Annotated in this window: 12 protein-coding genes; all 12 read left to right on the forward strand. The window is 49.5% G+C overall.

Features of this window, described 5'->3' with window-relative positions; all coding sequences use genetic code 11:
* The coding region (locus tag WB371_RS22530; RefSeq protein ID WP_336222217.1) for a fimbrial protein at positions 1-553 on the forward strand (553 nt) is incomplete at its 5' end.
* Positions 554-1,085: 532 nt separating this feature from the next.
* Positions 1,086-2,213 (forward strand): porin OmpA, encoded by a 1,128-nt coding sequence (ompA, locus tag WB371_RS22535; RefSeq protein WP_336222218.1) that lies wholly within the window; start codon positions 1,086-1,088, stop codon positions 2,211-2,213.
* A 336-nt stretch (positions 2,214-2,549) separates the two neighbouring features.
* A complete protein-coding gene (locus WB371_RS22540) occupies positions 2,550-3,215 on the forward strand; it encodes a helix-turn-helix transcriptional regulator (protein WP_336222219.1) in 666 nt (221 codons plus the stop codon).
* A gap of 313 nt (positions 3,216-3,528) precedes the next feature.
* Positions 3,529-4,965, forward strand: coding sequence for a capsule assembly Wzi family protein (locus WB371_RS22545; protein WP_420704076.1), 1,437 nt, complete (start codon positions 3,529-3,531; stop codon positions 4,963-4,965).
* Positions 4,966-5,048: 83 nt separating this feature from the next.
* Entirely contained in the window at positions 5,049-6,182 is a 1,134-nt protein-coding gene (locus WB371_RS22550; RefSeq protein WP_336222220.1) for a polysaccharide export protein, read from the forward strand.
* 3 nt (positions 6,183-6,185) lie between these two features.
* Positions 6,186-6,614: a protein tyrosine phosphatase gene (locus tag WB371_RS22555; RefSeq protein WP_336222221.1), complete on the forward strand. Its 429-nt coding sequence runs from the start codon at positions 6,186-6,188 to the stop codon at positions 6,612-6,614.
* 15 nt (positions 6,615-6,629) lie between these two features.
* Positions 6,630-8,768, forward strand: a complete 2,139-nt coding sequence (locus tag WB371_RS22560) for a polysaccharide biosynthesis tyrosine autokinase (protein WP_336222222.1) — start codon at positions 6,630-6,632, stop codon at positions 8,766-8,768.
* A gap of 39 nt (positions 8,769-8,807) precedes the next feature.
* Complete coding sequence (locus WB371_RS22565; RefSeq protein WP_336222223.1) at positions 8,808-10,031, forward strand: O-antigen ligase family protein; 1,224 nt, start codon at positions 8,808-8,810, stop codon at positions 10,029-10,031.
* A gap of 40 nt (positions 10,032-10,071) precedes the next feature.
* Complete coding sequence (locus WB371_RS22570) at positions 10,072-10,929, forward strand: glycosyltransferase (protein WP_336222224.1); 858 nt, start codon at positions 10,072-10,074, stop codon at positions 10,927-10,929.
* Positions 10,930-11,039: 110 nt separating this feature from the next.
* The gene (locus WB371_RS22575; protein ID WP_336222225.1) at positions 11,040-12,065 is read left to right on the forward strand and encodes a glycosyltransferase family 4 protein; all 1,026 of its coding nucleotides are present in this window, start codon (positions 11,040-11,042) and stop codon (positions 12,063-12,065) included.
* Positions 12,066-12,137: 72 nt separating this feature from the next.
* Positions 12,138-12,755, forward strand: a complete 618-nt coding sequence (locus WB371_RS22580; RefSeq protein WP_336222226.1) for a serine acetyltransferase — start codon at positions 12,138-12,140, stop codon at positions 12,753-12,755.
* 52 nt (positions 12,756-12,807) lie between these two features.
* The gene (locus tag WB371_RS22585; RefSeq protein WP_336222227.1) at positions 12,808-14,085 is read left to right on the forward strand and encodes a GH39 family glycosyl hydrolase; all 1,278 of its coding nucleotides are present in this window, start codon (positions 12,808-12,810) and stop codon (positions 14,083-14,085) included.
* The last annotated feature ends 33 nt before the right edge of the window (positions 14,086-14,118 follow it).

Below are 14,118 nucleotides of genomic sequence, written 5' to 3' on the forward strand. Positions count from 1 at the left end.
ATATCAGGAGCAAGGAATGAAAAAAATAAACAGACGGATCCTACCGTGGGGATTATTCGTTTTTGAAATGGCTACGAGCACGGTTGCAATAGCCGCAGACAATGTCGCAATTAATTTTACAGGAACTATCCGCTCATCAGCCTGTGAGGTCAGCCTGGGGAATAACCAGACGGTTGTGCTGGGTGATACCGGAACAGTCAAATTCGGTGGTCCGGGTGATGTCTCTGATTTAAAAGCATTTTACTTTGGGCTAACTTGTCCGGAGGGTGGTCCGGAATACGCTACTGTGACATTTACCGGCAAGGTAGCCTCTGATCCATCGCTGCTGGCGCTGGATGATGTTGCCGGTTCAGCAAGCGGTGTGGCGGTTCGTATAAACGAACTTGATGGTAAAGCTCAGGTCAGGCTGAATGAGCCCTCTGTCAGGCACTATCTTCTGCCAGGACAGGATGCACTCGGGTTTACGGCACAGTATCAGGCGCTTGTTGACAGGCCGCAAATAACAGCCGGTGTAGCTAATGCTACCGCACAGTTTACTGTGAATTACCCATAGCAGGTGTTCGTTAACGATAAGAAGTTCTCCGGCTGCAAATGTATTTATTAAATTTTTGTCCTTCAAATGGTATATGCAGCCGGTCCGGCCATTACCGGATAGTGAGATTGGAGTGTTCAGTTTTTTTCTGTGAGAAGAGGGATGAAAATAATAGATGCCGGAGATGAACTATGAGGATACTGTTGCCCGCTTTTTGTTTTTCAATGTGTGTTGCTATCGTTCTACTTTTTTTATACCCGGAAAAAATTATGAGGATAATTGGCATTTATTCCAGACTCATTTTTGAATAATGGACGACAGATAATATTCAGGATTAAGGTGTTTCGTATGAGTACAGGTGAGTTGTTATTATTTAATAATGTGAGAGCCATTTATAATTCTGCATATGGCATGTTATCCAGGACATATTTGCGGAGAGCCGATTTATCGGCGCTCTCTCTTTAAGGCTGTCCGGAAATATTTCCGTAAAAAATAAGATGTTAATTCCTGTCTTCGAGACAGTCCCTATAAGAGCGTATGAGGAACAGGCGCAATGATTAAAAAAACAGTGGTGGCAGTGGCCGTCGGTCTGGTAGTTCTGAGTGGACAGGCTATGGCCGCGGGAAAGGCAAATTCCTGGTACACCGGGCTGAAAGCCGGCTGGTCAGATTATTACAATACTGATATATCAAATAAAGTCAGTATGTATAACAACAAAGACACTCACCTCGACATGAATGGAGACAACGTAGCAGGGGGGGCATTTCTGGGATATCAGGCAAATGACTGGCTGGCTATTGAGGGGGGATACGACTGGCTCGGTAATGCCAGTATCTCCAGTAATAACAGTGCTGGTGCCAGAATGAAAAATCAGGGGATCCAGTTGGCTGCAAAACTGAGCTTACCGGTACATGAGTCTATTGATCTCTACGCCCGCGGCGGGATGATGGGCTGGTATGAAGAGGTAAAAAGCGCCAACCATAAAGAATCGGATTACGGCGTGAGCCCGCTGGCGGCACTCGGTACTGAAGTATCATTCAACGATGACTGGGGGATGCGTCTTGAATATCAGTACGTTTCTAATATCGGTCAGGGCGGCGATAACCGTATTATTACCGATAATGGTCAGACGAGTCTCGCGGTAGTTTACCGTTTTGGTCAAACACAGCCGGTCGTGGCTCCAATCGCTGAACCTGCGCCGGTATCCCCAATGCCTGCCCCGCAGGTATTTAACCTGCAGTCTGATGTTCTGTTTGCTCATGATTCCTCCACGTTAACGCCAGCCGGACACGATGCTGTTGTTCAGTTGTTCAATAAACTGCACGCCGCAGACATGGCACATCTGCATGTTAAGGTCAAAGGTTTTACTGACCGCACGGGATCCGATGCCCATAACCAGACGCTGTCCATCCGTCGTGCAGAGGCCGTTGCGAGCGTACTGGAAGAAGAAGGTTTGCCATCTGGTGTACTGGAAATCCAGGGGATGGGAGTAAGTAATCCGGTTACTGGCGATCAGTGTGACAATGTGAAAGGACGTCAGGCCCTGATTGACTGTCTGTCGCCCGATCGTCGCGTAGTGGTGGAAGTGTCCGGCGATAAAAGCTCCAATCCTGTAAGTGTAATGTCGGCAGAGCAGTCTGCAGTAGTTGTGCAGCCTTCATCAGCAAATACGCACTTCTGATGCCTGTATCGCAGAACCATGGCCGCGATTTGGCGGCCAGATAAACCTAATCAGGTCAGAAACTAAGAGGCCGGGCTGAAAGGTATATCACGGAGGGAGACATCATGATGATAAAAGTGTCGGGAAAGCGACAGCGTGTTCGTGTCCAGTACGGTAACCGGAAGAGCTTAATACTTTGTCTTTTGGTTTAAAAAATCAGGATATTTAAAACACAAAACCCATTATTTCATTTATTCAACAAAGTTTAGATATGTAATTATGGCGTACGTCAGAATGTCATTGTTCTGATGTTTTACTTTATTGGATATAATTAAACGATTGAATCGGTGATTCATTGTGTATCAGACAAACCAATGCACTAGCTTAAATAAAACAGAGATGATCGTAATGACACCGAATCGCTTCTGGTGTCAGGGAATCATGCAGGTTATTAAGAATGGGGATTACCAGGATCTTATTGTGCACTATTGCCATAGTCTGAATAAGATGGCTCAAATTTTGAGAAAACATCCGGAAATAGCTGTTGTGCTGACGGATGAGTATGGTGATGACGAAAATATGTTGGACTGGTTAATGTTTTGTAACTGGGTTCGTCTTGTACGTCCGGCGTTGAAGATGGTGAGGCTACGCCATGCCGACAGATTAGGGATTGATATTTCCTGGCGCCGCCAGAAACTGGGGTATTTCGACATGGTTTCTCCACCTGGCCGTGCTGAAGGGATTCTCAAAGATATCTGTAACGGTCGTTTACCCGCGGCAGAGCCTCCTCTCTGGGGGGCGGTTCTTACACACCGTGAACTCTATATTCTTAAATGTCTGTGTCATGCTGAGTCACCGGTAAAACTGGGGAAACGATTGGGGATAGCCGGTAAGACAATCAGCGTGCATAAGTATGCGGCATTGAGAAAACTCGGCTTAAAGAGGCTTGCTCCACTGTTGGGGCGTTATCAGGGCTTAATATCCGTTCAGGAGTATTTTGTTTCTGCACGCCATCAGGATTAATGTTTATCGCTGCCATATAAGAGCACTAGCGCTATTTGTGTATGAGTCCATGCAGGTTATTCATTCCATCATAAACCGGAACAACCGAGTTATTCTTTGAGTGTTTATATTAGACATATCAGGACGATGTTTATTCATATCAGACAGGGTGTTGTTTCCGGGAAATAAATGCGAGAAATGAAACCAGAACACAGCCTCACCCGGCGTACGCAATATATTTTGTACGCAATGACTGCCAGATCGTTTTTTCTGTCATCTGACATTGCCCAACAGGGTAACAATCTCCCGTCTGATAATTCCGGTGGAAACACTCATGAAATATTTTCGGTCATTTGTGCGTTGCGTTATTTCTGTTTCTTTGTCTGTCTGCAGCATGTTTGCCGGTGCGTCAGGGTTACTGTTGCCGGACAGAGAACTGAGGGATGACCTTGCCTGGCTGTCCGATCGGGGAGTGATCCCTCTTTCCCTCTCGACATGGCCACTCAGTCAGGAAGAAGTGGAGAGAGGACTGAAGCGCGCGCATCCGGAATATGCCTCTGAACTGGTCGTTCTGGCGAGAGTGGATCATCGTCTGGCGGTGCTTAAGGCACACCTTGTTGCCCGCGGGCAAAGTCTGTCTGCAGACAACGGTACCCCTCAGGGATTTGCCAGCACTTCATACGCCCGCCAGAGTGCGTCTCTGGCTATCAGTGCCAGTACGGACAATCTGGATTTTTACCTTCAGGGCAATGTGGAAGGGGAAATGCAGGTCAGCAATGGCTCCCGCTACAACCTGAATCGTTCGTACGGAGCCGTACTGGCCGGAAACCAGTGGCTGGCGTTCGGGCAAATCCCGCAATGGTGGGGGCCAGGTAATGAAGGTAGCCTTATCCGGTCGGACGCCGCGCGTCCGGTCACGGGTTTTCTCCTTCAGCGAGCCGAACAGACGGCTCCTGAGACCTGGTGGATGCGCTGGGTCGGACCCTGGCAATATCATCTTTCTGCCGGACAACTGAATCAGTATGAGGCTGTTCCCCACGCTTTGCTGACAGGAGGGAGAATCACACTTTCGCCATGGTCTTCGCTGGAACTGGGGGTTTCACGCATGATGCTGTGGGGTGGCGAAGGGCGGTCTCAATCTCTGAGTACGTTCTGGGATGGTGTGACCGGTAAGGATAATACTGGCAGTTCAGATGAACCAGGCGACCAGTTGGCCGGGTTTGATTTTACTTATCGGCTTGAGCCTGTGCTTGGCTGGCCTGTCAGTTTTTACGGCCAGATGATCGGTGAGGATGAGGCAGGACTGATGCCCAGCGCCAGTATGTACCTCGGCGGCATTGAAGGCCACCATGCTGCTGGAAAACATGCCGTGAACTGGTATCTCGAAGCACATGACACCCGGAGCAGCATGAACCGGACCGGGTACAGCTATACGCACCATATTTACATCGATGGCTATTACCAACAGGGAGCCCCGATTGGCGACGCGATGGGCGGAGACGGCCGGCTAATTGCCGCCCGGGCTGAGCTGGCCATGGAAAATGGCCAGCGATGGGGCGCCCGGGTGATATATGCCAGAGTGAATCCGGAAAATGAAGATATTAATCACGCGTTTCCCGATGCTGATACGCGAACGGGACTCCAGCTTAGCTGGAGTGGCGATGTTTACCGCTCAGTGCGCCTGATGGCGGGTATGTGGTACACCGCCTCAAAAAATGATGACAATGATGCCGGCGTCGGAGTCGGCGTGGAGATCCCCCTGGATCTGTAGCGTCGTGCTGCCGTTTCGGATAACAAGCTGTCGGGCTGAGATCTGCCCGTTTCACGCAATTTTTCCCCCTGAACAGAGAAATCATGAAAATAAGCCCGCTCAAGCTCTTAGCCCTGATGATGTTACCAGGTCTGCTTAACGGATGCACAATCCTTCCGGGGCAGGATCTGAACAGCCTGCGTAAACACACCGTCCAGATGCCGGACAGTGATTATGATCTGGATAAACTTATCTCCGTCTGGCCCGTTACGCCGGGTCTTATTGAACAATTAACGCCGGTTGCGGATGTGGCCCGCCCGAACCCGACTCTCGATGCGCAACTCAGCCAGTACGAATATCGGGTTGGTGTTGGTGATGTCCTGATGGTGACTGTCTGGGATCATCCCGAGCTGACCACACCCGCAGGGCAGTACCGGAGTTCCAGTGATACCGGGAACTGGGTCGGCGCAGACGGCACGATTTTTTATCCTTACGTGGGAAAGCTTCACGTGGCGGGGAAAACGCTGAATGCGATCCGTCAGGATATTACGGATCGACTCGCGACCTATATTACCAGTCCACAGGTTGACGTCAGCGTGGCGGCATTTCGCTCGCAGAAAGTGTATGTGACGGGCGAAGTGGTGAAATCCGGGCAACAGCCAGTCACCAATACTCCGCTGACGGTGATGGATGCCATTAATGCTGCGGGAGGACTAACTGCCGATGCTGACTGGCGCAACGTTATTCTTACCCATGAGGGGCAGGATACCCGAATTTCGCTCTATGCCCTGCTACAGAAAGGCGACCTTCAGCAGAACCGTCTGCTGTTACCCGGCGATATTGTGTTCGTCCCACGCAATGATGATCTGAAGGTGTTCGTGATGGGCGAGGTCGGTAAGCAGGCCACACTCAGGATGGACAGAAGTGGGATGACGCTAGCGGAAGCGCTGGGAAATGCTGATGGCATCTCTCAGGAAACTGCAGATGCTACGGGGATTTTTGTAATCCGTAAAACCAGTCGTGGTAACGGCGGAAAAATTGCTGATGTATACCAGCTTAATGCCCAGGATGCTTCGGCGATGGTCATGAGTACGCAATTCCGGCTACAACCGTACGATATCGTCTATGTCACCAGTGTGCCGATTGTGCGCTGGAATCGCCTGCTTAATCAACTGATGCCAACCATCAACAGTGTCCGTTATATCACTGACACCGCCAATACAATTCACAGGTGGTAACTGATGAAGGTGAATTCCGTTCTTGTTATTTGTATGGGGAATATTTGCCGCTCCCCCGTGGGTGAGATGCTGCTGCGGCAGTTCTGTCCACATCTGACGGTAGGATCTGCAGGTCTCTCGGCACTGGTCGGGCATGATATGGATCCGCTTGCCCGCGAAGTGGCTCTGGAAAAGCAGCTTCCGATTACGCCGCATCAGGCAAGACAACTGACAACCGATCTGTGTCAGACGTGTGACCTTCTGCTGGTCATGGAGAAAAAACATCTGGAACTGGTCAACCGGATTGTCCCGGAGATGCGAGGCAAAACGTTGCTTTTTGGTCACTGGAACGGACGGGATATTCCTGATCCATACCGTAAGGACCGGAATTTTTTTGTGAAGGTACATCAGATGCTGGACGATGCAGCCTCTGATTGGGCACGAGTTCTCTGATAACGCAGGATTGTCATGAAAGAAACGAACCACTCTCCGGACGCCCGTCCGGAAAAAAATGATGACATTGATTTCATCAGGTTGCTGGGCTCTCTGCTGGATGACCGGTGGCTCATCCTTGCGATCACCTCCTGCTTTTTCGTGCTGGCGCTGTGCTATGTCCTGGTGGCTCCGCCAGTTTACCGCGCCGATGCGCTGGTCCAGGTCGAAAAAACGCCCGGAATATCCTCCCTGCTCGGAAGTGCTCCTGGGGGGTTTCAGGAAATGGATCCTGCCTCATCGACAGAAACAGAGATAATAAAATCTCGTCTCGTCATGGGGAAAGCCATTGAGGAACTGAACCTCGACACCGATATTATCCGCAAACGGACGCCGGTTATCGGGACGCTGATGTCATGGATAGAAAATACCGGGGACGATACCCTGAAAGTGGTCTGGTTCTCGGTGCCTGCGACTATGTTGAACCAGCCATTTGAGCTCATCTTCATTGACAGCCGCCATTTTTCACTGACTCTTGACGGCCAGGTTGTCCTGCGCGGGCAGACCGGGCAAAGTGTATCTGCTCTTGGGATCAGTCTTTTCATTGCGCAGGGCGCAGGTGTACAGGGTGATCGCTGGATACTGCGCAAGCATCCTTTGCTGGAAACCTATGGTCAGTTGATTCAGAACTTCAGTGTCAGCGATAAAGGCAAAGATACCGGTGTATTGGGCCTCACCTTTGACAGTGAGAGCGCACAGAAAGCGTCTGATGTTCTGAACAGTATTGTGGACAGTTATTTTTTACAGAATATCAACCGGAAAACCGAGCAGGCACAGAAGAGTCTGGATTTCTTACAACAACAGCTTCCTCTTATAAAAAACCAACTGGATACCAGCGAACAAAAGCTGAATGATTACCGCCGCACCAGCGGTACAGTGGACCTGAGCCTCCAGGCGCGTGCATTACTGGATAACGTTGTACAGTTGGATGCGCAAATTAATCAGTTAATCTTCAAAGAAACTGATATTGCACAGCTCTATACCCGTGAACACCCCTCTTACCGTGCCCTTATGGAAAAAAAACAGATGCTGGAAACGGAAAAGCGGAGGCTAAATAAGTCTATTTCAGAGCTTCCGATGATGCAGCAGGAGATGATCCGCCTTTCGCGGGATGTGGATGTACAGCAGCAGGTGTATGTCCAGATGTTGAATCGTCAGCAGGAGCTCAGGGTGCTGAAAGCCAGCACGACGGGTTTTGTGCGGATCATCGATCGGGCAATGACCCGTTTGTCGCCGGTTAAGCCGATGAAACTGCTGGTGCTGCTGTTTGTAACCTTTGCCGGAGGCGTTCTGGCCGTCTGTATCAGTATGGTTCGCAGTGCGCTGTTCCGTCATATTAACAGTCCGGATGATCTGGAAAAGGCGGGTATTTCCGTTCTGGCAAGTATTCCTTTCTCACAGTGGCAGCACACGAAAAATAGCCAGAATTCCCGGCTCCTGCTGACGACGGAACACCCTGAAGACCTGGCCGTTGAGGCGTTACGCAGTCTGCGAACCGGGCTGCATTTCACGCTGATGCAGGCCAGAAACAACATCATGATGGTCTCGGGGGTCAGCCCGGGCATCGGTAAATCTTTTATCAGCGCCAACCTTGCGGCCGTTCTGGCGAGCGGGGGGAAACGTACGTTGCTGATTGATGCCGATTTGCGCAAGGGCTATCTGCATTACACGCTGCTTAACGGTAAAAATGTACTGGGCCTGGCTGATGTTTTGTCCGGACGTTTTCCCGTGCAGGAGTGTATATCTCCCGTGCCAGAGGTCGACGGGCTGGATCTGCTTGCCCGGGGAGTGGCGCCGTCAACGCCTGCGGAACTGTTGATGAAACCCCAACTGGAAACATTACTCACCTGGGCATCAGAACACTATGATCTGGTTCTTCTGGATACTCCTCCAGTCCTGGCCGTGACGGATGCAGCGATTCTGGGGCGTTTCTGTGGCACGAGCCTGCTGGTCGTGCGTTTCGAGGAAAACAGCGTGCGCCAGACGGAGGTCAGTATCCGTCGTTTCCAGCAAAGTGGCGTGGAAATTACCGGCGCTGTTCTGAATGCAGTTGTCAAACGCCCTTCTTCTTATTACGCCGCAGACGGACATTATCAGTATGACTATCGTCAGTGAATATCGGTTTATCCGGCCGTGTGAGGGGGGGACATTTTCATGAAAAAGATAGTGGTCATCACGGTCCTGGTTTCTCTCTTTGCCTGTATCACAAACTATGTGCCGTTGAGTATTGGGGTGGTTGCCCTACTGCCTCTGGCGCTGGTCAGCATGTGTTATAACCAGAGAGGGCGCTTTTCTAAAGCCCAGGTCTGTCTGCTGGTTTTGTTCGGCTGGGTGACGATCTCCGTACTGTTCTACAACGCCCCTTCTTTGCTGGAATTCGATTTTTACCGTAAAGACGGAAATTTTTTTATCAGTTATACCGTACTGCTTGTCCTTTTATTTATACCCTTTAGCGTGAATATCGATACGCATAAATGGACATCGTGGATGTTTATGGCGTTCTTTCTGCTGAGTTGCATCGGGTTTGCCCTGATGCCAGGTGAAACGACGGAACAAGGAAAGTCGGTTCGCCATTTCTTCTTTGTATCGCATAACGCGGCTGGCGGTTTTTATTCGGTTATAGCTGCCGTTGCGTTGGGGATATATATCCAGACCAGGAAAAAAGGGTATCTTTTTTTTACTGCGGCATTTTTGTTTTTTCTTAATGAAAGCGATTCGCGAGGCAGTTTGCTGGCCATTTTGGCTGCTGCAACTTATGCCCTGATCGGCTTCCGGAAGCCTGTACTCGTTTTTCTCATTTTTCTCCTTATTCAATTTGCGGTGGTTCTGACTACCTATCCTGAATGGGTGAGGATGGGAAAAATCATGTCAGAGGGGGCAAACTTCGTCATCTGGGGAGGGGGGCAGGAGATCACCTTCCAGCGAGCTGGGACCTTTATCGACCGACTCTATTTTCTCTGGCCACGAGCACTGGACAATATCCTTCATTCCCCGGTGGCTGGGATGGGATACGGCAGTTTTGATGATCTTTATTATCACTACATTGATGCCATTCCGCATGTACTCGCCGTCAAGGATGGGGCTGTCGTGCGACACAGCGACTCGCATGCGCACAACTCTACTTTCACCCTGCTGGCTGAATTGGGTGCCATTGGCTATGCATTGTTTGTGCTGTTGTTCAGTGAGATGTTGAAAGCCCTGCGGGCGCTGAAGCGATATGATCCTGCCATGTCATATGCGCTCATTCTGGCATTCTGGACCTGCGTATTTTCGTCCGCAACAGAACACCGAATTACCACACCTTCACAAATGGTCCCCTTTTTTATCCTGGCTGGAATGAGCTGGCTGAAATACCCGCAGGTTTTCCGTGAAACCTGAGTGAGTGCCGTTTATGGCACAATAAAAATGTGAGAGTGACATGCATAAGACAATCAGTGTTTATATTCCTACCTGTAACCGCCCTGAAATGTTGGATCGGGCATTAGCTTCACTGACCAGGCAAACTTATAAGAATTTCCAGGTGCTGGTCTGCAATGACGGTTCACGATGTTCCTATCAGGCGGTGATAGATAAATATCGTGGCCAGTTTATGGATTTTCAGTATGTTGAAAATGCGTTTTCTCGCGGAGCCTGCTTTTCGCGAAACCGTCTGATTAAACTTGCTGACGGTGAATATATAACCGGACTTGATGATGATGATGAGTTTCTGCCGTCACGGCTGGAAGCTTTTATTAGCTCCCCTTTTTTAGAAAAATACGCTTTTTTATGCGCGGGGCATTTGACCCGCACCCGACTAGGAGTATTCAGACAGCCTTTTCGTCCAGGCGTGGTGACACTTAATGCTATGCTTTCAGGAAATATTGTAGGTAATCAGGTTTTTATCCAGACAGAGTGTTTGCGCTGGAGCGGTGGGTTTGATGAGGATTTCCCATCCTGGCAGGATTATGATGCCTGGATCCGTCTGCTCCAATGGTATGGCGAGGGATACAAACTGCCGGATTATACCTACCAAATGAATACCGACCATGAAGAACCTCGAATCAGCAGTTCACGGAAAGCCCGAAGGGGATATGAGCTGTTTTTAAATAAACACCAGGAGCTTCTGACAGAAAGTAATAAAAAGAGTCTCTATTTCCATGACATCATCAACCGCAATGATCGCCTGACATGGTCTGGCGTGGCCAGAAATTTTAGTTTGCCGTTATTTCCGATGATAATGAAATATCAGATTAAAAGAATATTTCCAGGTCTGAAAGAATTTCTCTATAAGGTCTGATTATGCGCGTCTTACTTCTTTCTGACAGTTATGAGGGCGGGGGGGCGGAAGCGGTTTTTCGTGATACGCTGAAAGCGTCAAAAGATGTGGGGTTTGACACAGATTATTTTGTGCCGAAACAGAAATCAGGTGTCTTGTCGTATATTTTTTCTCTGGAAAATTATTGCCGTCTGAAGGCCAGGTTGAATATGTTCAAACCCGATGTTGTGCATCTGCATAATTTTTACCACTTTCTGTCACCATCGGTATTACTGGCGATAAAACACTATAAGGCAACACAGACATGCAGGGTAATTTATACAGCGCATGATTTTCATCTTCTGTGTCCGAATAGCGGATTTCAGTATTTCCTGAAAGGGCAGAGAATCAACTTTAGTGTCGTTCATAATAATGTTCGCCTGCATTATCTATTCGATCACCGTTCCCAACTGCATTCCCTGTTAAAAGTTTTGCAACATGTTATTGCTTATCGTCTATTACGGTTGCATGAGGTGCTGGATGTCATTATCACTCCCGGAGAGTTCATGAAAACGGTTATGCGCCGCTATGGTATGACGGGCAGGATAGAAGTCATTCGTAATCCGGTCGCATTGTATAACAGCCTACCCGTTCTGAGTAGGGAGAGTAGTGTTTTACACCTGGTTTATGCGGGGCGGCTGTCACCTGAAAAGGGACTCACTGAATTTCTTCATAAACTCAATAAAGAAACGACGCAGGATATTGTCTTTCATATTTATGGCGATGGCGTGCTGACAGGTATGTTGGAAAAGTTTCCCTGTCGTAAAGGGCTGGTTATTTATCTGCACGGAAAGGTTGAGCGCAGTAAACTGATGTCGGAAATAGCGAAATATGACATTTTCGTTCTCCCTTCCCTGTGGTACGAAAATGCACCGGTTTCACTGATAGAAGCCGCGGCAAATGGCCTGCCTGTGCTGGTGCCTGGTTATGGCGGCCTGCTGGAGATGGCCAGAGAGTCAGCCCATTATTTTACGTTTGAATATGCGGATGATGACGGTGAATTGCAGGATGTGCTCCGGTGTGCTGCTCGCTGCCGGGGAAAAAATCATCTTATCGACGCAAACCAGTTTTCTGATGAAAACTATCGCCACCGGATTGAGACGATATACAAACAGTAAAGCTGCGTGTCAGAGGCGATGACAATATTCCTCGTCATGTTATCCGAACAGGAGTGCTTTCAGGAGTGCAGAATGAATATGGAGATGAGATATCAGCTTTACGCGGACTATTATCGTGTATCAGGTCGCTCCGGCCTGAGAAAACAGTTCTGGTCTGTATTTCGCAGACACTATTCCGGCTTCAATTACCTTGTCGCCATGAGAGTTTGCGCTGCCCTGAATAAACGACAGAACTTGTTTGCCCGTCTGTTATTTTGGCTGGCCAAAGGCAACCTCAGAAGAATACAACTGAAATACGCGACAGACATTCCCTGGCAGGCAGAGTTTGGTCCCGGACTGTTGCTGCCGCATCCGTCGGGGATCGTGGTTCATCCCGGTGTGGTGGCTGGGAAGAACTGCACCATTCTGCAGGATGTGACCATCGGGAATAATCTGTTTCAGGGCAGAGACTGTGTCGCTGTTATTGGCGATAACGTCACGTTTTGTGCAGGGGCCCGTATTATTGGCGCAGTAAAGATAGGTGATAACGTTATCGTGGGCGCTAACGCTGTCGTGACGAGGGATGTTGAATCGGGTTGCATTGTAGCGGGGGTTCCCGCACGCGTCATTGCCCGAAAACCGCCGGTGCTGATTAACTGCGATTATCTTCCTATGGAGGATTTTGTGGCATGGAAAGCGGGGCGGTTATAACTGCCAGAGAGATAGCCTTGTTTTTTATGCCGTTGTGGAGGTGTTGGTATTCATGCGTTCGGAACTGGCTGGCGGAGGAGAAATGAATCTGAAAGCCGCAGTTTGTGCATTATTCGGGGTAGTGATTGTTTCCATACCCGTGCATGCCGTTACGTTCAGCGATTTCACAGGTGTTAACGGGATAACCTCCAGTACTTTCCTGCGGGGAATGGGGGTGTCTATGGTCCGTCTGGATGTTTCATGGCGGGATACCGAACGTATTCCCGGCGTCTACAACTGGGCTGCGACAGACCGCAAGATATTGTCTCTGCGACAGGCGGGTTTTCAGGTTTTGCCGATGCTGGCATATGTCCCTGTCTGGAACCGGCGCCTTGCAGGCAGCACAGGATCTCCTCCGGTCGATTATGAGGCCTGGTTGAAGTTTGTCAGGGCGGCAGTCAACCGGTACGGGTCCTCTCCCTGGGATGTGGAATATTTTCAGGTCTGGAACGAGCCGACGCAGAAAGCCAGTTTCTGGTGGGGAAGTCATGATGAATTTTTCTACCAGATTTATATTCCAGCGGCGAAAATCATCCGCGCTGCGGGCAGGAAGGTGGTGTTTGGCGGCTGGCCGGCATCTGACGCCATCAGCGATTTTGACCGGCTTCTCTCCTCTACTGGGGCCATTCGTTATACCGATATTCTTGATTTTCACTACAGTGGGGAATCACGATATAACCTACTGTACGACAAGTACATACGGAGCGGGCGGGCACAGGGGATCTGGCAGACTGAGGTCGGCTATATCGTCGAACCGTTTGGCCTGTTACATGTCTGGTTGCGTAATTTACAATGGTGTCTGGCGCATCAGTGGCAGCGCGCCGATCAATATAAAATATTCTGGTACCCGGCCTGGGAAAGCCAAAAGCCGCATTACCATGGTTTGACCACGACAATACGCCGGCAAGTGATCCTGACGGATAAAGGCAGACATCTCAAGCTTCTCAATCACCTGTACGGACAGGGCAAGTTATCTGTGGTGCAGATGACCAGCAATGTCACTCCCAGACCGCAGGAAAAGCAGTACTTGTTTGCGACTGCCGTCGGGACAGACAAAATCGTCGTGGCGGTTTCCATCAGCCGCAGTTGTCCAAATGCGCATTGCGAATTTACGGTTAAGAGCGAAAGGCATCCTGCGGAAATCCAACTGGTGATACCAGGACAGAACCCACAGGAGATCACATTCACGCAGACGGATGCCGGGGTTCATATTCTTGTTCCCGAAAAAAAGATACCTGCACAAGAGAATGTTTCAGAGCGCGTTTTTTTTATTAGCATCTCGCTGAATTAACCGATATCAGGGCTGTGTTTTTTTTATTCGTTA

Origin of the sequence: Citrobacter amalonaticus (assembly GCF_037053465.1) — a bacterium.
GTDB classification, from domain to species: Bacteria; Pseudomonadota; Gammaproteobacteria; order Enterobacterales; family Enterobacteriaceae; genus Citrobacter_A; species Citrobacter_A amalonaticus_H.

Coding starts and splice junctions, on each gene's coding strand:
- ompA (WP_336222218.1), top strand. CDS start 1,086: ATGATTAAAAAAACAGTGGTGGCAGTGGCCGTCGGTCTGGTAGTTCTG.
- WB371_RS22560 (WP_336222222.1), top strand. CDS start 6,630: ATGAAAGAAACGAACCACTCTCCGGACGCCCGTCCGGAAAAAAATGAT.
- WB371_RS22580 (WP_336222226.1), top strand. CDS start 12,138: ATGAATATGGAGATGAGATATCAGCTTTACGCGGACTATTATCGTGTA.
- WB371_RS22565 (WP_336222223.1), top strand. CDS start 8,808: ATGAAAAAGATAGTGGTCATCACGGTCCTGGTTTCTCTCTTTGCCTGT.
- WB371_RS22550 (WP_336222220.1), top strand. CDS start 5,049: ATGAAAATAAGCCCGCTCAAGCTCTTAGCCCTGATGATGTTACCAGGT.
- WB371_RS22585 (WP_336222227.1), top strand. CDS start 12,808: ATGCGTTCGGAACTGGCTGGCGGAGGAGAAATGAATCTGAAAGCCGCA.
- WB371_RS22555 (WP_336222221.1), top strand. CDS start 6,186: ATGAAGGTGAATTCCGTTCTTGTTATTTGTATGGGGAATATTTGCCGC.
- WB371_RS22570 (WP_336222224.1), top strand. CDS start 10,072: ATGCATAAGACAATCAGTGTTTATATTCCTACCTGTAACCGCCCTGAA.
- WB371_RS22545 (WP_420704076.1), top strand. CDS start 3,529: ATGAAATATTTTCGGTCATTTGTGCGTTGCGTTATTTCTGTTTCTTTG.